Origin of the sequence: Pseudomonas sp. BT76 TE3572, assembly GCF_050435365.1 — a bacterium.
GTDB classification, from domain to species: domain Bacteria; phylum Pseudomonadota; class Gammaproteobacteria; order Pseudomonadales; family Pseudomonadaceae; genus Aquipseudomonas; species Aquipseudomonas fluorescens_W.
This window is the reverse complement of record NZ_JBNDKE010000001.1, coordinates 3,615,583-3,634,560: the sequence shown is the minus strand read 5'-3', so window position 1 is coordinate 3,634,560 and position 18,978 is coordinate 3,615,583. Positions and strand designations below refer to the sequence as shown.

The 18,978-nt window shown below is 56.4% G+C and carries 16 protein-coding genes and 3 pseudogenes; 5 read left to right on the top strand and 14 right to left on the bottom strand.

The genetic code is table 11. From position 1 onward, the window contains the following. Position 1: 1 nt before the first annotated feature. Positions 2-190, bottom strand: coding sequence for a hypothetical protein (locus ABH912_RS16640; protein ID WP_429511148.1), 189 nt, complete (start codon positions 188-190; stop codon positions 2-4). Between the two features lie 43 nt (positions 191-233). Between ABH912_RS16640 and ABH912_RS16635 the strand changes: the two genes are divergently transcribed. Further along, positions 234-1,166, top strand: a complete 933-nt coding sequence (locus ABH912_RS16635) for a metallophosphoesterase (protein ID WP_429511147.1) — start codon at positions 234-236, stop codon at positions 1,164-1,166. Positions 1,167-1,178: 12 nt separating this feature from the next. Here ABH912_RS16635 and rimJ read toward each other — a convergent pair whose 3' ends face one another. The 9 genes and pseudogenes from rimJ to ABH912_RS16590 form a co-directional block, all read right to left on the bottom strand. Beyond that, positions 1,179-1,745, bottom strand: coding sequence for a ribosomal protein S5-alanine N-acetyltransferase (gene rimJ / locus ABH912_RS16630; RefSeq protein WP_033058164.1), 567 nt, complete (start codon positions 1,743-1,745; stop codon positions 1,179-1,181). A 57-nt stretch (positions 1,746-1,802) separates the two neighbouring features. Next, positions 1,803-2,825, bottom strand: coding sequence for a sensor histidine kinase (locus tag ABH912_RS16625; RefSeq protein WP_429511146.1), 1,023 nt, complete (start codon positions 2,823-2,825; stop codon positions 1,803-1,805). Positions 2,826-2,834: 9 nt separating this feature from the next. Further along, positions 2,835-4,292, bottom strand: a complete 1,458-nt coding sequence (locus ABH912_RS16620; RefSeq protein ID WP_033058161.1) for an ATPase domain-containing protein — start codon at positions 4,290-4,292, stop codon at positions 2,835-2,837. Continuing rightward, positions 4,289-4,609: a hypothetical protein gene (locus ABH912_RS16615; protein WP_429511145.1), complete on the bottom strand. Its 321-nt coding sequence runs from the start codon at positions 4,607-4,609 to the stop codon at positions 4,289-4,291. The genes ABH912_RS16620 and ABH912_RS16615 overlap by 4 nt, the downstream gene beginning before the upstream one ends. 499 nt (positions 4,610-5,108) lie before the next feature. Next, a complete protein-coding gene (locus tag ABH912_RS16610) occupies positions 5,109-6,515 on the bottom strand; it encodes a DUF2252 domain-containing protein (RefSeq protein WP_429511144.1) in 1,407 nt (468 codons plus the stop codon). Between the two features lie 64 nt (positions 6,516-6,579). Then, positions 6,580-6,693, bottom strand: a pseudogene (locus ABH912_RS16605) (hydrolase); the annotation flags it as partial. Between the two features lie 347 nt (positions 6,694-7,040). Continuing rightward, positions 7,041-7,274, bottom strand: a complete 234-nt coding sequence (locus ABH912_RS16600; RefSeq protein WP_429511143.1) for a hypothetical protein — start codon at positions 7,272-7,274, stop codon at positions 7,041-7,043. Positions 7,275-7,681: 407 nt separating this feature from the next. Further along, positions 7,682-8,644 (bottom strand): annotated as a pseudogene (locus ABH912_RS16595) (restriction endonuclease subunit S); the annotation flags it as partial. 79 nt (positions 8,645-8,723) lie between these two features. Further along, a pseudogene (locus ABH912_RS16590) lies at positions 8,724-9,542 on the bottom strand (DEAD/DEAH box helicase family protein); the annotation flags it as partial. A 457-nt stretch (positions 9,543-9,999) separates the two neighbouring features. Here ABH912_RS16590 and ABH912_RS16585 point away from each other — a divergent pair. After that, positions 10,000-11,760, top strand: a complete 1,761-nt coding sequence (locus ABH912_RS16585; RefSeq protein ID WP_429511142.1) for a hypothetical protein — start codon at positions 10,000-10,002, stop codon at positions 11,758-11,760. A 34-nt stretch (positions 11,761-11,794) separates the two neighbouring features. Here the strand turns inward: ABH912_RS16585 and ABH912_RS16580 are convergent, their stop codons facing one another. Genes ABH912_RS16580 through ABH912_RS16565 form a run of 4 tightly spaced genes read right to left on the bottom strand, consistent with a single transcriptional unit; the run spans position 11,795 to position 14,762 of the window. Further along, on the bottom strand, positions 11,795-12,064 hold the full coding sequence (locus tag ABH912_RS16580) for a hypothetical protein (RefSeq protein WP_429511141.1): 270 nt from the start codon (positions 12,062-12,064) through the stop codon (positions 11,795-11,797). Continuing rightward, positions 12,061-13,041 carry an integrase domain-containing protein gene (locus ABH912_RS16575; protein WP_429513117.1) on the bottom strand — a complete coding sequence of 327 codons (981 nt, stop codon included), beginning with the start codon at positions 13,039-13,041 and terminating at the stop codon, positions 12,061-12,063. Before ABH912_RS16575 ends, ABH912_RS16580 begins: the two co-directional genes overlap by 4 nt. Next, entirely contained in the window at positions 13,019-13,378 is a 360-nt protein-coding gene (locus ABH912_RS16570) for a hypothetical protein (RefSeq protein ID WP_429511140.1), read from the bottom strand. The genes ABH912_RS16575 and ABH912_RS16570 overlap by 23 nt, the downstream gene beginning before the upstream one ends. Continuing rightward, entirely contained in the window at positions 13,362-14,762 is a 1,401-nt protein-coding gene (locus tag ABH912_RS16565; RefSeq protein WP_429511139.1) for a YfjI family protein, read from the bottom strand. The genes ABH912_RS16570 and ABH912_RS16565 overlap by 17 nt, the downstream gene beginning before the upstream one ends. Before the next feature lie 1,239 nt (positions 14,763-16,001). Between ABH912_RS16565 and ABH912_RS16560 the strand changes: the two genes are divergently transcribed. From ABH912_RS16560 to napA, 3 genes are read left to right on the top strand one after another with little or no spacing between them, the layout of a single operon-like run. Then, complete coding sequence (locus ABH912_RS16560; RefSeq protein ID WP_150726924.1) at positions 16,002-16,169, top strand: periplasmic nitrate reductase, NapE protein; 168 nt, start codon at positions 16,002-16,004, stop codon at positions 16,167-16,169. Between the two features lie 39 nt (positions 16,170-16,208). Further along, positions 16,209-16,475, top strand: coding sequence for a chaperone NapD (locus ABH912_RS16555; RefSeq protein WP_429511138.1), 267 nt, complete (start codon positions 16,209-16,211; stop codon positions 16,473-16,475). After that, entirely contained in the window at positions 16,466-18,970 is a 2,505-nt protein-coding gene (napA, locus tag ABH912_RS16550; protein WP_429511137.1) for a nitrate reductase catalytic subunit NapA, read from the top strand. The genes ABH912_RS16555 and napA overlap by 10 nt, the downstream gene beginning before the upstream one ends. Positions 18,971-18,978 lie beyond the last annotated feature (8 nt).

Sequence of the window (18,978 nt, the reverse complement as noted above, 5' to 3'; positions counted from 1 at the left end):
TTCAAAAGACTTGAACGACAAAGCCCGCCAACCCTGAAGAGGGTGGCGGGTTTTTTGTTGTCAACCATTGCTTTCCCTTAATACCTGGCTGGCCATGCCAAGTGAGCCCTTGATTGAAACGCCCTCCAATTCCATCGCCGGCTGCAAAACGTTTTGTGCCCGCAAAAGCTGTTCGCAGGTTAAGCATCATCGCGGTCATCCTGGTGATTGGCGCAGCGATGGTCGGGTACTGGATGTTTACACCGCCGGCGCCGTTTGTTCCGTTGAGCGGTCTGGATCCTTCCGCCGTGTCGATGATTGCCTTGGGCGACCAGGGCAGCGGCGATCTGCAACAGTGGCGAGTGGGGCAGGCCATGGAGCGAGTCGCGGCCAGAGACGGGCGGCTGGATATGGTTGTGTTGTTGGGCGACAACTTCTATGGCAAACCGCTGACCAGTACCCACGACCTCGGCTGGCAAATGAAATTCGAGCGCGTCTATTGGGGCCAGTGGCTGAGTCATGTGCCGTTCTACGCCGTGCTGGGCAATCACGATTACCCCACGTCGCAAAAGGTCGAACTCAAATATGGCCGGCAGCGCAAGGGTTCGGGTCGCTGGCAGATGCCGGGCAATTTCTACGTCAAGGATTTTGGCAGCGTCGATGGTCGCCCGTTAGTGCGAATGGTGTTCCTCGACACCTCGGCGCCACGGGAAACCTTTCAGCGTCAGATCGACTTGCTTGACCAAGCCTTCCAGCAACCGGGACCGGTACCTGTATGGCGCATCGCGGCGGCCCATCACCCGGTCCGCAATCATGGCCAGCATGGTGAGGACGGTGAACTGGTCAACCTGTTGTTGCCCGCACTGGAGCGCAACAAGGTCGACATGTTCCTGGCCGGGCACGACCACAACCAGCAACTGCTGCTACGCGCCGCCGAGCCAGCCTGGGTGATTTCCGGGGCCGGGGGCCAGAAACTCTACGCCGTTGGCGCTGGATCGCAGGACACCTCGTTTGCCACCGGACACGCCGGTTTTGCCAAACTTGATCTGAATCCCGGCCAATTGCGGCTGGCCTACTATGACGATCGAGGCAACCTGGAAACCGGTTATCGTTGGGACCGGGATTGTCAGTGGATGGCCAAAGGCTGCCTGTTGCCCGATGGTGCGCAAAAGGTGGTCGTGCAATAACACGATGAGCGCTTAGTGGTACTCGGCACTTGGCGCCGGGTTGATCAACGCCGTCAACACATGATCCTGCCAACGCCCTGCGATACTCAGGTAGGCCTTGGCGTAGCCCTCGCGTTCAAATCCCAGGCGCTCCAGCAGCCGCGCACTGCGTTCATTGCCAGGGATGTAATTGGCCATGATCCGGTGCAGTTTCTGCTCATCGAACATGTAGCCGATTCCCGCTTCCAGGGCTTCCTGCATCAAGCCCTGGCCTTGATGAGATTCGTCGATGTGGTAACCGAGATAGCAGGCCTGAAACGCCCCGCGAGTGATGCCGCTGAAGTTGCAGGCGCCGATCATCTGGCCGTTGTCCGGATCCAGCAACGCGAAATGCACCGCCAGACCGGCCTGGAAAGCGCTGGCTTGCACCTCAAGGCGCGGGCGGATGCGTTCAGGGCTGTGATAATCGACGGGGCGAATCGGCGACCACCGGGCGAGATGCCTCAGGTTGCGCCGGTAGAAGTCGCTTTCCAGCGCCGCCTGTTCAGGGGCGAGAACCGCCAGCGTCAAGCGTTTGCAGGGCAGGGATAGCAGAGGCATAGGGCGCTCCGGTTCACAGGGATCGTCGCGCAAGCATTGCGTGGCCAGCGGGAAAACTCAAATCGCCAGCGGCAATGTCACGATAAAGGTGCTGCCTTTGCCGTCGCCATCGCTCATGCCGATCACCGTGCCGCCATGGGCTTCGACCAGCTCGCGCACCACCGTCAGGCCAATGCCAAGGCCCGCACCGTTGAAGCCGATGGCGTGAACGTCTTGCACAAACGGGTCGAAGATAAACGGCAGGGCCTGGGCGGAAATACCGATGCCGTCATCACAAATGCTCATCTGCAGCACGTCGTCCTTGGTCGTGACCGAAAGCGTGACATTGCCTCCCTCCGGTGTGTACTTGGCCGCATTACCCAGCAGGTTGCCAAGGATCTGCGTGAGCCGCACCGGGTCTCCGTTCACCGCCAGCGCGCACGTGGGAAGTTCAGTGGTGAAGTGCAAATGGTGAGCCGTCATCACCGGGCTGCACACTTCGATGGCCTGATGGATGATCTGCACCATGTCCACAATCCGGCAATCGAGGCGCAGCTTGCCGGTACTGGCGCGGGACACGTCGAGCAAATCATCCACCAGCCGCGACATGTGCTGCACCTGACCTTCGATCAGCGCCTGCATGCGCGGCAGCTCTTCACTGGGCACCCGCACCAGTCGACCGGCGATCATGCTGATGGGCGTCAGCGGGTTGCGAAGTTCATGGGCGACCAGCGTGAGGATGTTGCCTTGCTGCGCCAGCGTGTGTTCTGCCGAGGCTTGCAGGTTTTGTGCGCTGAGGGCCGCGATCACCAATTGCGCGTTAGCCTCGCGCATCTCAAGGAACAGCTTCTGTTCTTCCTGTGAACGATGGGGTTTTTCCGCATCCGTTTGCGCCAGGAGAATGGCCAGTACCAATTGCTGATTGGCTTCGACCAATTGTTCGATTTGCTGGGCGTCCACCAGCCGATTATTGGTATCGCTCAACTCTTTTTGCAGTGCCGCCAGCACTGCGCGCGCTTCTACGGTTTTCTGGCCGAGCAGGAACAACTCACGAGCGGCCGTGGCCATCGTTTGCGCGTTCGTGCCATTGGCCTCAGTCATGGTCCTGATTCATACCTTGTCTTTGCTGAGCTGCCGGGTTGGCCGGCCGCCGAGTAAGCCTTCCTGATCCGGCAACATCTCGCCGATCTGCAGGCCGTTATCGTCGATGCGATACAGGCGCAATTCATCGGAGTGGGCGCTGGCCCGCACCTTGACCACGGCCATGATGCGCAGCAAACGGCTCTGCACTTCAATGTAGCGTTGAACGATGATGGCGTCGGTGAGAAATGCCGTGCCGTAAGGGCTGAAACGCAGATCGGTGTAGCGGTCTTCCAGTTCTGAGGTCATCAACACGCTGACCCCGGCGCTCGTCAAAGCAGTGACCATGCGCGACAGCGACTCGCGAAAGTCTTCGCGGAAGGTCGGCGCCAGCGCCAGTTCGAAGCCCGACAACGAATCGATCACCACACGGGTGGCTTTCAGTCGGCTGATCTCGCTGAGCAGCAATTGCACGATTTCGTCGATGGACAGGTCCGGGGCGCGGCTGTCCACCAGACCGACCTGTCCACTCTGGATCAGGCCCGCAAGGGTGGCGTTCTGGGAGTGATTGGGCCGTTGTTCAAACACCGCGATCACACCGGTTTCGCCATTGCGCGCGCCTTCGGCGAGGAAGGTCGCTGCCAGAATGCTCTTGCCCGAGCCCGACGGCCCGGCCACCAGCAAGGAATAACCACGGGGCAGGCCGCCGCCAAGCATCTCGTCGAGCTGTGGCACGCCCATTTTCAGGCGCTTGATCGGGAACTCCAGCGGCGCTTCAACCGGATTGAGTGGCGCAGGCGCAAAGACCTTGATCCCCGACGTCGCAATGCGGAAGGTGTGCAGCCCCGGCAATGTCGGCTGGCCGCGCATCTTCATGATTTCCATCTTGCGCACCATGGAATTGCGCTGAACGCTCTGGCGCAGCCAGATCAGGCCATCGGCCACGGTGAAAATCGGGTTGGTGTCGGTTTCGGTGAAATATTCGCCGATCAGGAAGGTCGTGGCCTGCCAGGTGGTCATCAACATACCCAGTTGCTGAACGAACTGCGGCAGGTTGTTGTTGGGGTTGTCCTGGGTCTGGCTCGCCAGGACCACCGAACGGAACGAGTCGACGAACACCAGTGACGGGGAGTGAGCCTCCACCTCGCTGACGATGCGCCGCAGCACTTCGTCCAGATTCCCGGCCAGGGTGTCGTCAGCCAGGTTGATGTAGCGGATCGACTGGTTGATCGCTTCGCTGTCGAAAAAGTCGAATTGCTGCTGATAGCGCAGCATCTTCAGAGGCGGCTCGCCGAGTACCGTAAAAAACAGTGCCGGGCGCTCGGGCGTCGCCAGGGCGAACATCATCTGATGCGCCAGGGTGGTTTTGCCACAGCCAGGGGGACCTGCGATCAGGTTGAACGAAAACTCCGGCAACCCTCCGCCCAGCACCTCGTCCAGTCCTGGCACGCCGGTGGCCAGGCGGTTGATAGTCACTTTGGTGCTCATGGCGAAATTTCCTGCGAAGGGGTGTCGCTCAAAGAAGGTTCCCACACGCCACGAAGCAAACGTGCGGTGAGCGAGGGCCCGATCAGCGTGGTCAGCAGCTCGTAAAACGTGGTCAGCATTACTTCACCGAAAAACAACGCATCGGCTTCGCTTTGCTCGACGAGTACGGACTTGAGGGCAGTCAGATCCAGGGAGGCCAGCACACCGTCATAGGTGCCGACCAGGCGCGGATGGTTGGAGGCACACAGGTGAAGGCTGCGGCGATAAAGCGCGGCAACCCCTTGTTGGCCGATGATGGGCGTGAGGGCTGCGTCCATATCCTGCAATATTGATGCGATCGCTTGCGCGACTGTTGCAATGTCAGCGTTGGGGCCAACGCGGTGCGCCAGAGAAGCTACGATCTGGCGGCTCTCATCGCTTAGCGTGGACATGGCTAACTGATATCTGATGGACAGTGTTTGATGGTACACCCAATGGCGGTGTTGGAAGTGGTTTGCGTCAGGGGATTGCGACAGGGCCCGAAACCCCGACTCTTTCTAGTGCATGGCTCTATAAAGTCCTTCCGGTTAGCTGCACAAACAAGCAAACATCGCCTTTTTTGGCCAATATGGAATCCGCTTTGTATCGTTTGGAGCGCCCGTAGTACCGTTTTAAACCCACTGACAACAAAACAGCAGGCAAAAAAAAGCCCGCGGGAGGGCGGGCAAACCGTAGTTTCTTGAATGAGCGAGCGCAATGTACCCGTTGGTGAAAGGTCGTGGGGTGAAGAAAAATTCATGTCGATGAGTGCCCCCCGCTTCACGCCCTGAGACATGCCTAAGGCAAGTGATCCGCCGCAAAGTCCGCTTCCGAGCGCGCCCGCAAACGGCCCTTGCGGCAGGCCTGCTGGAATTGTTCGAAGTCGCGCTCATTCTGCGCGGTATAGCTTTGCGCATACTTGAACAACGCGTCGGCCAGCGCATCGCTCTTGCCGATGTAGCCGCTGATGTGTGCGGCGTTTCCCGACGATTTGGCGTGTGCGCGGGCCAACGCGCGACCACAAACGCGTCCGTAGGCGGCGAAGGTGTCCGCATCGAACGTCTCGAGCTCAGCCGAGACTTTCATGTCGCGCAACTGGCGCACATAGAAGTGTCGCCCGCTGGGGCCGGTGGTCCAGCCGAGGAACAGGTCACTGGCCGATTGCATCAACCGTTGACCATCGACCACGCGCTGACCGTTATGCCGCACCCGCGATTTAGTCTTCACATAATCGGCAAGCACCGAACGACGTGCCTCCTTGAACTGCAGGAACAGCGGGAACTCCTGATCGTCAGTCAGCAGGGCCACCAGGCAACGAGTCCCGACGCTGCCCACACCGACCACTTTGAACGCCATGTCGTGGGCATGAAAACGCGACAACAGCTCGCGACGGTCGGCTTGCAGTGTGCCGGGATAGTCGCGCATGAACGCGTCGTAAAGCGCAGGCCAGTTCGACAAGCGCAGCCAGTCGTCGTCGGCATCCAGCAACGTGGTGTTTTCGTGTAAATGGAAAATTTCCGGCAGGTCATCGCGAATGATCAGTCGGCCATGTGCGTCACGGTCACTGATTTTCGGCAGCAGTTCAGCATGGGTACGCCGCTCGGCTTTTTCGATGGCGCGCTCCACATGCTCCAGGGTCGCTTTGCTTGCCTGCTGCCGCAGATCGCTGTAACTGATGGACTCGTACCAGGTTTCCAAGGCGCTTTGCTCGGCGCATTCGAGCATGGTCTGTTGGTAGGCGCCGACCACCTGGCGGCAGACCGTTTCTTCGACCGTGTCGCCATGACGAAGGTCGCGCGCCGCCACCACGAAACTTGCCACCAGCCGTTTCAAGTCCCACTCCCAAGGGCCGGGATGGGCTTCGTCGAAATCGTTGACGCTGAACAGCAGATTGCGTTCCGGCGTTGCAAAACCGCCGAAGTTCATCAAGTGACTGTCACCGCAGATGGGCGATACCAGACCCATGCTGGATGTTGCGGCCAAGTCGTGGGCGTGTAGCAGCGCATTGCCGCGATAGAAGGTGAAGGGCGAAACCAGCATGCGGCCGTAGCGCAATTCGACCAGCGACTTGATCCGGCCTTCACTGGACGTTTTGATCAGCGGCAGCGGGTCGCGATTTATTTTCCCCATGGACGCCTGCGAACCGCGGGAGCAGTTCTTGCGAGCATCCTTGCCTTGCTTCAAACGGTCTTTGAGGGTGGTCATGTGGGCTCGTTTGGTGAGTGTTTCAGACGTGTGAGAGATGAGTGTAGAAGGGCTTTGGGTCGCCTTCGCTGGAAATCACGCTGGGCATCGTGCCGATGAGTGTCTGGACACCTTCGGTGAGCCATTGAGGTGGGGCGAAACCGGGCTGGACGTCGAGGATGAGGAGGGCTTGGCGCATGCGAGGCTCCGGGGAAGGTCGCGGCGACGGAGGCTTCTGTGGCTGCTGGGTATTTGTATTGACCTGGCTGGCCTCTTCGCGGGCAAGCCCGCTCCCACAGAGGGGCGCGGTGGGTCATCGATTGTCGATCCCCCAGATGCAACAAAACCCGCACTTGGCGGGTTTTGTTTTGCTTCGTATTTGGTGGGCCGGGGTAATCTGAACTGATTTTTTAGGTATTTGATTTAATTGATTAATGTTGGTTTGTAAATTTCTTTGGAATACCGATTGGAATACCGAGAGAAGCTGGAACGAGCAATATGCTTCGTTTCTGTATCTTGCAAAGGACGGCCAAAAGGATCATCTGTTTACTCGAAGCCGGGCAAGCTGAGCATGCCGCCTTTGGTGCGCTTGCCAAAGCCGGTGGGCATTAGGATCTTGTGTTTTTTCATCTCTGCGAGTACCGCCAACCATTCGATTTTGCCAAAGCGCAGCTTGGTGTCGTTCCAGCTATGCAAGACTTCGTCCACGATGGCTTCATCGGTAACCGGGTGACCTTCGAGAATAAAGTCGTTCCATACGGCATAGAGCGTTACAGTCATTTCGCAACGGTCCGTATCCCAGTCCCGCATTAGCTCTATAACCTGCTCAATGGTGGTGCGTTCAACGGCCGACCAGGCACTGCTATATGCCCCTGCCCTGCTTGGGAAAGCGGGCGGTAAGCAAAACCAACTGTCTCGCGCTCGATGCGTTCATACCAATGATGGTTTTGCAGCTCGCTTTCGACCTGACTCATCAATTGTCGATCATGTGGGCCGGCGGCGTCACGCAGATAAGCGCCCTGGATAGCGGCAAGCTTGGCTGCATGCTCGGCTAAGTAAATCACCTTTTGTAGCTTACGCTGGCCAAAGGTTCGTTGGCCGTGCAGCCGGCAAGTGATTTCGGCGGCGAGTGTGGTACGGGCTACTTGCCGATCCGTAGCGATAAGGGCTTGCTGGAGATCATCGGTAAGGGCATGTTTGACGAGGGTGCTGGCCACGTGTTCGTTTAGTTGGCTGGCCTGGCTTAAGCTAGTTTTGAGTTGTTTGCAGAACCCCATCAGTTGATCTAGTTTGGCGACGATGCGGTGTTGCTCGGTAAGTGGGGGGAGCGGTATCGGGTACTTCGCCAGCTTTTCGCCGGAGAAGTGTTTAATTGTAGCTCCGGTGAAAAATTGATTCAGATAGCCAGAGTTAGTCGCTGCCTTCAAGCAAAACTGAAGGAAAAAAGGCGAAATACCCAGCCAGGGGCGAGCACGGTGCAGTGCTTTCTGGATGAACATATCCTCCACATCGCCCTGCCAGACAGCACACCGTCCAGGTTCTCCTCCTTCGCAAATTACTAAGTCGCCGGAGGTAACTCGATATTCATCAAGCTCATGCTCTTCAAATCGCATACTTTTGAGATCGTCGATCTCAAAATTGAACCACTGAACGTTGGTATTACGAAGATATGGTCGCAGCTCGCCTTTGTTCTTGGCTTTATCAAGCATCTTTCCAAGACGGGTATTTGAGATCGAGTCGAAGCGCACCCATTTCCAGCTTGAGGGCAAAGCATATGGTTTTTCTTCGTCGTCGACCTCTGGCAATGATTTCTGCTTTTTGAGCTTGCCTTCCCCTACCAACCGTGACTTTTCCTCAGCGATGCGCTTTAGCAGTTCACTGGCCGTTTCATCGTTGGGATCTTGCGGCACCAATTTGCCCATAACGGCAAGTTGCACCAGGGCTTGTTTGAGGGCTTCGACGCTGGGTTCTGTGGTGAATAAGGTGTGGAAGTGTTCAGCCAGGCGCTGCCAGTTGACGGCGAAGTCGGTGGCGTCGCTAGCTTGGGTCAGTCTGTCGAGCAGTGCTTGCACCAGTTGGGCGTGGGCGCTTTCGGCGTCGGCCTGCTGGGCTTCCAGGCGGTCGCAGAGGGCCATCAGTTCATCGACTTTACGTTGTGCTGATATTGGTAGTAGAGGTACCGGGACATCACCAATTTTTGCAACAGTCAGACTGACGTTTGCAGTGCCTGTTCATCTCTTCATCAGTGCCGGTGACGGCCTGATAGAGCGACAGGTAGATCTCGTAGGAGGTATCGATCTGGCGTTTGGCGATTTTGGTCATCGCCTGGCCGAAGGGTTTGAAGTCGTTGTTCTTGGTCTGGTCGACCAGGATGTTGCGGTCGGCCAGAAACAGGATGCGTTTCTTCTGTTTCGATTTCCACAGCCGCCAGATGATTTGGAAGGCGGTGTAGGTCTTGCCGGTGCCCGTGGCCATCACTAGTAAGATACGGTCTTGGCCACGCGCTACGGCTTCGACGGTACGGTTGATGGCATTCATCTGGTAATAGCGCGGCATGCGCCCGGAGCCGTCGTCGTAGTAGGGCGCTTCGATCTTGTGTTGGGCTGTTGTATCCAGCCCCTTCCACTGGCAGTAGCGGTGCCAAAGTTCGGCAGGGCTGGGGAATTGATCAAGGGTGAGTTCGGTTTCTACCTGGCTGCCTGTGCCACTGCGGTCGTGAAACAAGAAGCCATCGCCATTGCTAGAGAACACGAACGGTACGTCCAGGGCCTCTGCATAGCCCAGGGCTTGTTGCATGCCGGAGCCAACGGAGTGCTTGTTGTCCTTTGCCTCGATCACAGCGATAGGCAGGTTGGCCTGGTGGTAGAGGATGAAGTCTGCGCGGCGTGCTTCGCCACGGCTGTGAAGTTTTCCCCGGACGATAATGCGGCCTTTGGTAAAGCTGACTTCCTCGCGCACCTGCTTGTGCATGTCCCATCCAGCTTGCTGAACGGCTGGGGCGATGTACTTGCTGCAGATATCTCGCTCGGAAAGCGACTTTTTGTCCATAACCCAATTCCCTTTCAAGCCGGCCTGGTCGCTCCATTCCGGCACCGCTGATCGTGCTCGATGGGTGTAAATGTACCTTGTTTAATAGTGGCACGGGGGAAGATCGGATTTTGGTGATGGAGTTGTAGGCAAGATAAGCCGAGGCCATAGCAGGACTAGTGTTTCACGTCGTCCCTGCAGTGCTTTTATCTTGGATTGTGCCCTAGGGCAGGGTGAAGGTGGCTAGGAAGCAACGCCGTTAGGCAATCGGCAAAGAAGCCTAAAAATTTGGGGCTCTGTACTTTCCTGCCGGACTCGACAGGTATCCAAAGGAATGGTCGATTCTAAAAATTTTAGTGGTGGTTTTTGGCGGCGGACTCAACCTTTCGACGTGAAGCCGAGAGTTGTATGCCGTAGACCCCAAGTCATAAGTAGCATTATGCTACCCATTATCAGAATTTCCACGGAAGGGTGCTTGATGTCGCAAGATCTCCTGCTTACACAGAATGCCCAATTCTACCGCCCTACGGCCCCTTTTACTAAGGCTACGCTCACGGTAATCCTCGAAGCTGCCAGTTCCAATATGACTATTGGTAGCGCGCTTATCGCGGACATTCTGGACCAGGATGATGCGCTTCCAGACGGCAGCAAGTTCTCCTATAGCCTCCGCGTCTTCAAGACCGACCGTGATGTACATTTTTGGCAGCAGCCACTCAAAGATACGATCTATGCGTTCATTTTGATCATTGCCATAGATGACTGTATCGCTATATTCAAAAAGTCTTGTGCCAGCATAACGGAAAGCATGGACAAGCATGCGATGCTAATTAGAAGTAGTGAGCTGACCTCTGCTTTTAGCGACGTCGATGCGCAGTATCAAAAGATGGCGACCCGCAACATGACTGTGTCCGATCGAGCAATGCGTGGCCGGGCCTTTGAAGCTTCAGATCTGAAAGGGCTTATGTCTGTACACGCTGCGGGGAGATCAATACCCTACTTCTTTAAGCTTAAATTGAAGGGGCGTACTAAAACTATTTCCGCGCAAAGCGGTCGCGTAGTCGAGGCATCGGAACGGAAATCGGTACATCACGCCGTGGAATGGGCTAAGGCACAACTGCACGACATCCATAATCCTTCTACTGAAAAAGACTTTCTCAATAATTTCGCAAAATTTATCGAGCTTGATTTAGTCTGGAAATCGAGTGCGCCAAACGCAATTCTGCTGGAATATTCGTTTTTTGTTGAAAACGTAATAGATCAAGGTATCCCTGTTTTTTACACAACCAAACATGGTCGTGTTATTGAGATGACATCTAAGCAGATCAAGTCCTTGATTGCGGAAATGGAACAGGTTTACGAAATTGGTCCGGGGCCCGATTACGAACTCCTAGGTAGTTTTAGGGCGGCCACACTCAAAAAGAATCTTCACTCGATTGCCGTCAATAGCCGGGCACTCCGAAATGTTCATTTTGAGCAGAACGGCAAACGGATCACACTCCAGGCGTACATCAAGAAGCAGAGTTTGGCAACTATCACATTCTCCGATCCAAGGTACATGTACTTTATGGGACAGTGTTTTGAGGATGGTGCGGGGATCAACGAAATCCCTTCAATGCTTCGGACTTTAAAAGTCCTACCAACGCTAGCCTCAGCGACCTCTGAGAAAGGCGAAATCACAAAGAAGATAACCAAGTTTGATTCCACCTCGGTATTTGATATCGTTGAGATAGCTCATGGTGCTGACGACTACGTTTTCTGCGATGATCTAGGCAATGAGTGGGCGGATCACATCACTTTTAACCAAACTGATTTTTCCGTGTCTTTCATACACTCCAAACATGGGAAGGCTAGCAAGTCGGCCAGTAATCTCCATGATGTCGTGGGCCAGGCCATCAAAAACATCGGTAATATGGACGTTGACCCGAAGCTGTTTCTAAAAAAGCACAAGGAAAAGCTTCAAAAGAAATATAGTGGTGGTCTTTTGAATCGCACGAGAAAAAGTATTCCTGGCAAGTTTGAAGACTATCTTTACAAGATTAGGCAGGACTATCGATTCAATCGAAGGTGTATCATCTGCTGTTCGTTCATATCGAAGAAAATTATTGAGAAGGAGTTCAAAAAAATCCAGAAAGGAAAGAGTGTGGCAGGTAACATAACCCAGCTCTACTGGATCTTATCGTCGTTCGTGCATGCCGCTAAAGAAGCGGGTATACATCCCATCGTTTATTGCCAAGAATAATTTGATAAAAAATCACCTAAATTCGAACGATAGATCAGTATTTTCTATCATTCCCTAATCGCTTCCAGATCAATAGAACGGTGAGTTGATAGTAATACCGGGTAGCGTCGGAGTGGTCTTTCAGGTGCTGAGTGAGAAACCAGCGCACATGCTTGAGCTGCCAGGTCCAGGGATTGTCTCGTTGCCATCGTTGTTGAATGGCCGCTTGCATGATTCGGGCTTGCCGCAGGTGGCGTTGCTGCGTGGTTTTCGAGCCGGTCAGTACGCCGCTCAGGAACAGCGCCATATCGAAGGGCCTAGTCACGCTCTACCTCCAATATAGGCCGACACCACATCGATCCGGTTATGCCCGAGTTCAAGGCTGATCTGTTGGCGCGCCTGTCGATCCAATTCGCGGTCAATGCGATAGCAGTGACCACCATTGACCGGTGCGGCATGGCCCGTGAGCTGTTCGTAACGCTCGCAAGCGTAGGCCGCACGCAGATCATGGACCCCCTTCAGTCCACGTGTGTGCAGTATTTCGCGGGCAGGGAGCACGGTCCGTTGTAGGAACGCGACGTAGCTTTCGTCTCGGTCCAGTAAGTTGCGACTGCCGGCCGGTGACGCTTCACGAGCCAGCTGTAGCGCCGCTTTCACCTTTTCATTTGCGATGATCCAACGCGGCGCTGATGCCCCTGAGCGGCCGCCTTTGGTGCCGTCCTGGATATTGATGCAGCCTAAGTGTTCGGCTTCGCGCTGCAAGCGTGGCAGGTCAGCCAGGATCGCTTCGCGCAGACGCATACCAGTTGTTCGGGCCAACAGGACAATCGCGGCCACCCGCTCGTGTTGCTGTTCGCCAAGCGCCTCGAGCACTCGCCGTAGATGTTGGTGATCTTGGCCGTCCGGTGCGCGGGTGCGTACGCTCGAGCGCTTCTGTCCCAACGCCTGACTCGGGCTGGCGATCCTCAGGTCCTGATCACCGCGCAGCGCAGCGAGGGTGCGGTTGACGCTGCTCAGGCGGTTCTGCGCGGTGGCGATGCAGAGTTCACCTTGCTGGATCTGTTGGCGCAGATACGCGGCGTAGTCTTGCAGCGTCCGGCGATCAATCTGGCGCGCATCGTTGTAACCGGGACCGTCCTCTGACCGACACCAACGCACGAACGCTTGCCAGCGATCGCTATGCGCTTTGACGGTGGCAAAGTGTCCGCCGGCAAACAAATCCCTCAGCGCTTGCGGGCCGGCGTAACTCAACTGACGGCCGTAGCCGAAATTGCGCCCATCACGCCGACCGACCAAGGCCATCGTCATCACCGTTTTCGTTTATTTGCAGAAAGAGCAGCAAGGCTTTCCAGTGAGGGCTGAGCCTCTCTACCTGCTGCCAGTGTGTCGGGCGGAATAGGAGGGCGTTCTCTTGATGTTGCAGCATTGCCCCTTCCTCACGCAGTTGCTCAATCAGCAGAACGATGTAGGCAGGGTCCATGGGGGGTGTGGCGACAGCGGCGACAGTGGCGACAACCCGCTTCGTTTCTGGCCTGGGGCGTGGCGACAGGGTGGCGACAGAAGCGGCGACACATCGCGACTCTTGCGGCGGTTGATGTTGCGCTTGGTAGCGGCGCACCGCGTCATTGAGGCGGAACATGGCGGACCTCGAAAGTTTTTCCGTCGCGGCTGCTCAGCCAGCGATGGGTGATCAGCACGACCAATAAAGAGGCGGTATGGTCAGCGCTCTTGCGGGCAAAACGAGGGCCGTTGCGATTGACGTCGCGAATGGTGAAGTGAGTCCAGCCTTTCTGCACCAGCCAGCGCAGCAGCCGATCCGCCTCTTCGTGTCGCCTATTGACTGGCTCCTGTTCGGTCAGGCGCTGAATCTCGGCCAGGTAGTAATCCATCAACGTGGAGGCGCGCTGGATGTGTGCTTCGTCCAACGCACTGGCCTCTTCAACCATGGCCAGCACGCCCGCGATACGCAGTACGTTTGCCGCCGCCTTGCTCGCGACAGGCTGGACGCCGGCCAGCTCGCCGAACTCGCCAGACTGGCACTCGATGGTGTCGTGAATATCAATCCAGGCTCGGCGGGCACGGGACGTCAGCTCCAGCGCGGCAGGATTGAGTGAGCCATCCTTGTGGAGTGGCCAGGGCTTTTGCAGCAGAGCGGTGATCCGCTGTTGGTAGCGCTGGACTTTGGCATCTCGGGTCAAGTCGATCGCCTTGTAGAGCCGCTGGCCGACCAGGCGCTCGGGCCAACTGATCAGGCAACGGCCGAGGATGCCTTGGCCATTGATCACCGGGTCTTTGAACAGCTGGTTGGCCAGGTAGGGCTGCAGCATCAGGTGCAGGCTGAGGCGGCGGTCATAGGCACGCAGGCTTTCTCCGGCCATGGAGCGCGTCCGGTCGATTGGGCTGCCATCCCACAGTGTCGACAAGGTGGTGATCGCCTTGAGCAGGTTCTCTTTGCTCATGGTGCTGCTGCCCAAGAACTGGCCACCTTCATCATTGAACAAGCCCATGCTGGGCAAGCCCTGGCACAGACTTTTGACCAGGGCCTCAATGGTGGGTTCGGCAATGATCAGTCTCGGTGGTACCGGCTCGGACAGCTCAGCGCCTTTCGCCTCAGCACGCTCTGTTGAGGTTTTGGGTTTGGCCATGAGGCTGGTAGCGGCGCGATAGGCTTTGAGCTTTTCCACATACAGGGTCCACTGCTGCCGCTCCCAGTCGCGCGCCGCCCTTAATGCCAGGTGATCCACCGCGCTTTTGCGATCACCCGAGGACGCCACCGTCAGTAGGTAGAGGGACAGCGGATAGGTTCGGCCGTCGAGTTGGACATTGGCATGACCCTGGCTCACCAGAGCAGCGCTGGCCAGCACCGATTGCGCGGCCATGGCGCAGGGCACGCCGATCACCTCGGCCAGTCGTTCGACCGCAGGGCCCAACAGATCCCCGAGTGCTTCGACCGGGTAGGACAGTGGCGCCTGCTGGTATTCCAGCAATGGTTGTGGTGGCTCGAATGCTTCGCACAGTTGCATCGCTATTCTCCTGAGATTATCGACTTCGTCCTCACTCATCCCGCCACGGTTGTTGAGTGTTATCAGGGATCAAGCCCCCTGCGACCTGTGAGGTTTGTCCACTCACGCGGGACTGACGGCTCCTTACGACCGGGAACTTGGGCATCTCATGATCTGGCCTCCTGAACACTTCCGTAGAAGTGGGCGGGTAGAGGCTGCACTGGCTGACGAGACCAATGCCGCGAGATCCTGAGTCGGGTGAAGGCAGTGATGTGATGACCGGGGCATGCCTGACTGTCAGTCAGGGGCAGTCCATTCCTTGGGCTGCGGCACCATCATCGGCATCGCTGTGTCGAGTGAGCATTCGGTGTTTGTCACGCCGATTGTCACGAGGGGGAAAGCCGCAAAGGCCCGTGCGAGCAGGGCTGCAGCAGTGTGATATGCGCCCGTCTCTTTAGGGGGCAAAGAGACGGGCAAAAGGTTGGCGCAAGAAATAGCCAAGCGGATCAGTTGCTGCAGAGCAGCCAGGAGGGGGCATGAGTTTCCGCAGTGGGCATTCTGGAAGAAGTGGCATCCATCACATCGCTGTGACTGTGCGAGCCGCCGGACGCTAATCGCACTTGGGGTGAACCACCACGATGTGGCGTAGCCTCAAAGGTTCTGGCTACCTGGGTGCTGTCGAGGACAGCGCTGGTACGGTTCTGGTTTAGCGCTCGTTCTACTCGCGGTCAACCATATTTTGGAGGCGACTCTTGCGCCAATCGGTAGTGCTAGAAGACCTTGGAGTCCGGTGGTTTTCCATAGCCGGGTGGTCGTTTGTCGGTTTTTAATGTGAGCCTGCGTAATTGCATGGACTTGACCACCCATTTGCATCGTCACTGACCAGTCAATTGCATTCGTGCTGATCAACCGTTTGCATTCGACTTGACCAGCAAACGCCATAGTGACGACCGGCGGAGAACGGCCAAAAGTGGACGCTCGATTTTCAAAAAGTGCAATATCAGCGATATGGCGTCGCTAATGGGTTGGGCTCCAGTTGACTGGGGAAAACATCAAATTTTGGTCGATACCCCCTCCGCTTCTCGCTTGCCGCCGGTCACCTGAGCTTGAATTGGTTGTGTCAGCCTGTCCTTCGACTCGCCATCTGAAAATATCTGTCTCTTGGCTCAGACCTTCCTTAGCTTTGCCGTTAATCCGTTTAGTGGAATTTGTGATGTGGGCCGTCTAGGCTGAATTCAAAGTTTGGCAGGAGCGATAACCATGCCATCAGCGGATGACTCTACCCGGCAAGCGCGCAAAGAAACCCGTCTGTTCTTTTTTCTGATTGTCGTTTTTTTTCCTCTGCTGTCGGTGGCGATAGTGGGTGGTTACGGTTTCTTTGTCTGGTTTCTGCAAATGCTGCTCGGCCCTCCTGGTTCACTTCACTGATCGTTGTCCATCTTTAGCAAAAGACGGGGAGTACGGGTCATGGAAAAGACGCTGCATATTGCCAGTCTGGTGGTGCTTGCCCTTCCTGAGTTTTTCGAGGCGGTGAAAGCCAACTTGCGCTTGCTCGAAGGCGTTGAGCTGCATCAGGAAAGTCCCGCCGGCAAGCTGGTGGTGGTGCTGGAGATGGAAGAAGAAAGTGAGATTTCCCGGCGCATCAGTGAGATCAACGGCTTGCCGGGTGTACTCAATGCCGCCCTCGTTTATCACGAGATTCTCGATGTAACGGGAGAAAGCACATGCCTATGACTCGACGCGAGTTTGTCAAAGCCCAGGCTGCCGGGATCGCCGCAGCGGCGGCGGGGCTCCCGGTGTTTACATCCGCCAGCAACCTGATCACCGAAGAGGACCGGGTAGCCCTGGACTGGAATAAAGCGCCTTGCCGCTTTTGCGGTACCGGGTGCAGCGTCATGGTGGCAACAAAGGACAATCGGGTGGTCGCCACTCATGGTGATGTGAAAGCCGAGGTCAATCGCGGACTGAACTGCGTCAAAGGCTATTTCCTGTCGAAAATCATGTACGGCGTTGATCGGCTCACTCAGCCGTTGTTGCGCATGACCAACGGGCAGTATGACAAGCAAGGCGAGTTTCAACCGGTGTCCTGGGATCAAGCGTTTGATGTGATGGAGTTGAAGTTCAAGGAGGCGATAAAAAACAAAGGGTCCGAGTCCATCGCCATGTTCGGATCAGGTCAGTGGACCGTTTGGGAAGGCTATGCGGCCAACAAGTTGATGAAGGCGGGTTTTCGCTCCAATAACATTGATCCCAATGCGCGTCATTGCATGGCCTCGGCGGTCATGGGTTTTATGCGCACGTTCGGTATGGATGAGCCGATGGGGTGTTATGACGATATAGAAGTCACCGATGCGTTCGTGCTGTGGGGTTCAAACATGGCGGAGATGCACCCGATTCTTTGGAGCAGGGTGGCGGATCGCCGATTGAGTCAGCCCAACGTCAAGGTGGCCGTACTGTCGACCTTCGAGCATCGCAGTTTTGAGTTGGCCGACATTCCCATGGTGTTCAAGCCACAGACGGACCTGTTTATCCTCAATTACATTGCCAACCACATCATTGAAAGTGGCTCGGTCAACAAGGACTTTGTCAGCAAACACACCAAATTTGCCAAAGGTACGGATGACATCGGCTACGGCCTGCGTTCCGATAACCCGCTGGAGATGAAGGCCCAAAATGCGGCCAAGGCGAACACTTGGAGTGACATCGACTTTGAGCAATTCGCGGCATTCGTAAAACCTTACACCCTTGAGCGCACCGCCAAGGAAACCGGCGTACCGGCCGAGCAACTCAAGGCCTTGGCTGAGCTGTATGCCGACCCGAAGCGCAAGGTGGTCTCCTTCTGGACCATGGGCTTTAACCAGCACACGCGGGGCGTCTGGGCGAATAACCTGATTTACAACATCCACCTGCTGACCGGAAAAATCAGCGAGCCGGGCAACAGTCCTTTTTCCCTGACGGGCCAGCCCTCGGCCTGCGGCACGGCGCGGGAAGTGGGAACGTTCTCCCATCGCTTGCCCGCTGATCTGGTGGTCACCAATCCAAAGCATCGCGCCACGGCGGAGAAAATCTGGAAATTGCCGCCAGGCACCATCAATGAAAAAGTCGGGTTCCATGCCGTGCAGCAGAGTCGGATGCTCAAGGACGGCGTGCTCAATGTGTATTGGACGATGGCCAGCAACAACATGCAGGCCGGCCCCAACATCATGCAGGAAGTGTTGCCGGGTTGGCGCAACCCCGAGAACTTCGTGATTGTCTCGGATGTGTATCCCACCGTCTCTGCCCAGGCGGCCGATCTGATTCTGCCCACAGCGATGTGGGTCGAGAAAGAGGGCGCTTACGGCAATGCGGAGCGACGCACGCAGTTCTGGCATCAATTGGTTTCGGCCCCGGGTGACGCCAAGTCCGACCTCTGGCAACTGGTTGAATTTTCCAAACGCTTTAAAACGGAAGAAGTCTGGTCCGAGGAAATATTGTCGGCCTCACCGCAGTACAAGGGCAAAACCCTGTACGAGGTGTTGTTCAAGAACGGTCAGGTCGATCAGTTCCCGCTTGATCAAATGGCGGCGGGCTATAAAAACGACGAAGCCCGGGATTTTGGTTTTTACCTGCAAAAAGGGCTGTTCGAAGAATATGCCCAATTCGGCCGTGGCCACGGTCATGACCTCGCCCCGTTCGATCTCTATCACACCGAACGAGGGTTGCGATGGCCCGTCGTCGATGGCAAGGAAACACGCTGGCGTTTCCGGGAAGGCTATGACCCCTACGTGGAGAAGGGCAGCGGTGTGCAGTTCTATGGCTATCCCGACAAGAAGGCGATTATTTTCGCGCTGCCCTACGAGCCCCCGGCGGAATCCCCCGACGCGGAGTTCCCATTCTGGCTGAGCACCGGACGAGTGCTTGAGCACTGGCACACCGGGTCGATGACGCAGCGTGTCGAGGAACTTCATAAAGCAGTCCCCGACGCATTGGTCTACATGCATCCGGCTGATGCCCAAGCCTTGAATGCCCGTCGAGGCAGCGAAGTGAAGCTGATCAGTCGACGCGGTGAGATGCGTGCGCGCATCGAAACCCGAGGGCGCAACAAGCCACCACAAGGCTTGGTTTTTGTGCCGTTTTTCGATGCCAACAAGCTGATCAACAAGGTCACACTCGATGCGACGGATCCCATCTCCAAGCAGACTGATTATAAAAAATGTGCGATCAGGATTGAGTTGATCAAGACGGCATAAGGAGCGCT